This is a genomic window from Tardiphaga sp. (genome assembly GCF_028290785.1).
Lineage (GTDB): Bacteria > Pseudomonadota > Alphaproteobacteria > Rhizobiales > Xanthobacteraceae > Tardiphaga.
The window spans coordinates 1-3868 of sequence record NZ_JAQGJD010000086.1; the positions used below are offsets into that span (position 1 = coordinate 1).

The 3868-nt window shown below is 64.7% G+C and carries 4 protein-coding genes and 1 pseudogene; 4 read left to right on the top strand and 1 reads right to left on the bottom strand.

Translation table 11 applies throughout. The features are described 5' to 3' along the window. Positions 1-620 (top strand): sulfite exporter TauE/SafE family protein (locus JWR89_RS04815; protein ID WP_299712407.1); only part of this gene is annotated, 620 nt, incomplete at its 5' end. 79 nt (positions 621-699) lie between these two features. On the opposite strand, the gene JWR89_RS04820 is transcribed toward JWR89_RS04815, so the two are convergent. Continuing rightward, the gene (locus JWR89_RS04820) at positions 700-1023 is read right to left on the bottom strand and encodes a hypothetical protein (protein WP_299712415.1); all 324 of its coding nucleotides are present in this window, start codon (positions 1021-1023) and stop codon (positions 700-702) included. 287 nt (positions 1024-1310) lie between these two features. Here JWR89_RS04820 and radA point away from each other — a divergent pair, with 287 nt between their 5' ends. From radA to JWR89_RS04835, 3 genes and pseudogenes are all read left to right on the top strand, one after another. Next, positions 1311-2786 (top strand): DNA repair protein RadA, encoded by a 1476-nt coding sequence (gene radA, locus JWR89_RS04825; protein WP_299712410.1) that lies wholly within the window; start codon positions 1311-1313, stop codon positions 2784-2786. 215 nt (positions 2787-3001) lie between these two features. Beyond that, the gene (locus JWR89_RS04830; protein ID WP_299712413.1) at positions 3002-3637 is read left to right on the top strand and encodes a CvpA family protein; all 636 of its coding nucleotides are present in this window, start codon (positions 3002-3004) and stop codon (positions 3635-3637) included. Between the two features lie 54 nt (positions 3638-3691). Further along, a pseudogene (locus tag JWR89_RS04835) lies at positions 3692-3868 on the top strand (amidophosphoribosyltransferase); the annotation flags it as partial.

Below are 3868 nucleotides of genomic sequence, written 5' to 3' on the forward strand. Positions count from 1 at the left end.
CGAAGGAAGCCGTGCCGATCATGGCGGTGGCCGCCATCATGGCCAACCTGTCGCGCATTCTGGCGTGGTGGCGCGAAGTCGACTGGCGCGCCACCGCGGCCTATTCGGTCACCGGCATTCCCGCCGCGGCACTCGGCGCCCGCACGCTGCTGACCCTGCCCTCCCACGCGGTGGATATCACCATGGGCGTGTTCTTCATCTCGATGGTGCCGCTGCGACACTGGCTGGCGCGGCGCCGGTTCACGATCAATCTCTGGCATCTCGCCATCGGCGGCGCCATCATCGGTTACATCACCGGCATCGTGGTCTCGTCGGGCCCGCTCAGCGTGCCGCTGTTTTTGTTCTACGGCCTGACCAAGGGGGCCTTTCTCGCCACCGAAGCGGCGAGTTCGCTCGGGCTCTATCTCAGCAAGTCCGTCACCTTCCAACAGTTCGGCGCGTTGACATCAGACGTGTTGCTGAAAGGCGTGATCGCCGGCTCGTCGCTGATGGCCGGCGCCTTCATTGCCAAGCGCTACGTGCTGAAACTCGACGCCAACGTTTTTCGGCTGGTGATGGACGGGATCATGCTTCTTGCAGGGGTGAGTATGCTGTGGAACGCCTTCGCAACCACTTCCTGACGCCGCGCGAGCGTATCAAACGACAATCGGCCGCAACGATGCGGCCGACCCATTCTCGTCGATGTGATGGACGGCTGGATCAGTAACCGCAGGACCCGCAGCGCGGCTGCACGGGCGCGTAATAGGTCCGCGCCGGAGCGACCATCTGGACCCGCTGCTGCGTCGCATATTGCGGCGGAATCTGCTCGTACTCGACGCGCGACGGCGCGACCATGACGGTCTTGGGCACCATCACGGTCTCATACTGAGCCGGGGTGCGGCGTGCCACGGTGCGCCCGGGAGCCACCATTACCGTCTCTTCGACGGTGCGGTACTGCGGCGGAACGACCTGCTGCTGATAGCAGGTCTGGCACGGCGGCGGCGCGTAGCAGTTATAGCAGCCGGCCGAGGCCACATCGGGCATGGCCATCGCGGCGACGGCGGCGAACGTTGCAAAAGCAATCAATTTCTTCATGATCGGATCCCGTGGCAGGAGCTTGTTGGAAATGGGTTGGTATCGCTGGTCCGCGACACTAGATAAGCCCCCTCATCCGTCAACGCGATCCTGCTATTTACCTTGATGAACGTGCTTAAGAACGGATGGCGGCGGGCGTGACAATTGCCGGCAATCTTCCGCTTGTAGCGGCCGAATGATCGCGTCGCGCACAACTGTGCTATTCAACGTCCTTACCTACAGACAGCGATTCCCCCATGGCCAAATCCTCCCTCTCCTTCGTCTGCCAGAACTGCGGCGCGGCGTATAATCGCTGGCAGGGCAAGTGCGAGTCTTGCGGCGAGTGGAACACGCTGGCCGAGGAGGACACGACCGGCGCCACCACGATTCCGGTCAGCGCGCGCTCCAAGCGCAAGGGCCGGCTGTTCAACCTGGAAAGCCTGACCGGCAAGAGCGCGGACGCGCCGCGGATTCCGTCGGGCATGGCCGAGCTCGACCGCGTCACCGGCGGCGGGTTCGTACGCGGCTCGGTGCTGTTGATCGGCGGCGATCCCGGCATCGGCAAATCGACGCTGCTGACCCAGGCGACCTCGCTGATGGCGCGCGCCGGCCACCGCGTGGTCTACATCTCCGGCGAAGAAGCCGTGGCCCAGGTGCGGTTGCGCGCCGAGCGGCTCGGCCTGTCGGACGCCTCGGTGCAGCTGGCGTCGGAGACCTCGGTGGAGGACATCGTCGCCACCCTGTCGGAAGGCGCGGTGCCGCGGCTGATCGTGATCGATTCGATCCAGACCATGTGGACCGATACCGTGGAATCCGCGCCCGGCACCGTGACCCAGGTCCGCGCCTCCGCGCAGGCGCTGATTCGCTTTGCCAAGAAATCCGGCGCCACCATCATCCTGGTCGGCCACGTCACCAAGGACGGCCAGATCGCCGGCCCCCGCGTGGTCGAGCACATGGTCGATGCCGTGATGTCGTTCGAGGGCGAAGGCTCGCAGCAGTTCCGGATTCTGCGCGCGGTGAAGAACCGCTTCGGCCCGACCGACGAGATCGGCGTGTTCGAGATGACCGGGCTGGGCCTGCGCGAGGTCTCCAACCCCTCCGAACTGTTCCTGTCTGATCGCGATCTCGGCAGCCCGGGCACCGCGGTGTTCGCCGGCATGGAGGGCACCCGCCCGGTGCTGGTGGAACTGCAGGCGCTGGTGGCGCCGACCACCTTGGGCACGCCGCGCCGCGCCGTGGTCGGCTGGGATTCCAACCGGCTGTCGATGGTGCTGGCGGTGCTGGAGGCGCATTGCGGCGTGAAACTGTCGGGCTACGACGTCTATTTCAATGTCGCCGGGGGCCTGCGCATCAACGAGCCCGCCGCCGATCTGGCGGCGGCTGCGGCGCTGGTTTCCTCGCTGTGCAATGCGCCGCTGCCCACCGATGCGGTGTATTTCGGTGAAATCTCGCTGTCCGGCGCGGTGCGCCCGGTGGCGCAGACCTCGGCACGGCTGAAAGAGGCCGCCAAGCTCGGTTTTGCTCGCGCGGTGCTGCCGGAATCGGCGCGCGGCGACGCCGGCGGCGATGCCGGGCTGACATTGGGCAGCGTCGGCGGCCTGACCACTTTGGTGGCGGATATCGCCGCACGGGGCGTCAAGCCGACCCGGGAAAACGCTGGCCGGGACAACAGCAAAAGCACAGCCGGCGACAAAAACACCGCCCCGGCCCGCTTCAAGCGCGGCGAGGGCTGAAGCGGCGTGACGTTTCACGCCGCCGCCGCTATACATCCCGCGTACCTCGAAACCACCCTGTGTGCGACACGCTCCATTAAGGCATCGGAACAATGATGTGAGGATGGGCGCGTTAGCGGTTTTCTGGCTGTGCCAGACGTGCCATATCACCGTCACCCGAACCGGCAGCTGCGCCGATTCGGGTTTTGAGATTTACGAGCGGACCTGACCAGCCGATGCCGATAACGATTCTCGATCTTGTCCTGCTCGGGGTGATGCTGATCTCCGGCCTGCTCGCGATGGTCCGCGGCTTCATGCGCGAGATCCTGTCGATCGCGGCCTGGGGCGCCGCCGCGCTGGTGACGCTGTTCGCGTTCCAGAAGCTGCTGCCTTCCGCCAAGGCCTATATCGCCAACGATACCGTCGCCACCGTGGCCGTGATTGCCGGCGTCTTTATCGGCACGCTGATCATCGTCTCCATCATCACGGTGCGAATCTCCGACATGATCCTGGATTCGCGCATCGGCGCGCTGGATCGCACGCTGGGCTTCCTGTTCGGCCTCGCCCGCGGGCTCCTGATCGTGGTGGTGGCGTTCCTGTTCTTCTCCTGGCTGGTGCCGGACAAGCAGCGTCCGGACTGGGTCACGGGGGCCAAATCACGGGTTGTTTTGCAGGGAACCGGCGATTGGCTGATGGCGCTCTTGCCGGATGACCCCGAGAACACCATCTTGAAGAGATTCAAGAAGAACAAGCCCGATGAGGATGCCACCGACCCCGAGCCGACAACGGCGCCGGGGGCGACCGATGGCTATTCCAAGCCTGCCCGCGACAGCCTCAAGAAGCTGATCGATGGCAAGCCGGCGGCGAAGTAGTCGTTCGTAGTTTGCTCTTAATCTGCGTTTAGTTTTCTTGCGACAAGAGAGGCGATGAACCCGATGCAAAGCCCTTCCCACGACGCAGCTAAACCAGACCTCGAACCAGACCATCATCACAACTTCCGCGACGACGATCTCGATGGCGACATGCTGCGCGAGAAGTGCGGCGTGTTCGGCATCTTCAACCATCCCGACGCCGCCGCCATCACCGCGCTCGGGCTGCACGCT

Bases quoted from the DNA above. Each gene is read 5' to 3' on its own strand.
- JWR89_RS04820 (WP_299712415.1), bottom strand. From the start codon at position 1,023: ATGCCCGATGTGGCCTCGGCCGGCTGCTATAACTGCTACGCGCCGCCG.
- radA (WP_299712410.1), top strand. From the start codon at position 1,311: ATGGCCAAATCCTCCCTCTCCTTCGTCTGCCAGAACTGCGGCGCGGCG.
- JWR89_RS04830 (WP_299712413.1), top strand. From the start codon at position 3,002: ATGCCGATAACGATTCTCGATCTTGTCCTGCTCGGGGTGATGCTGATC.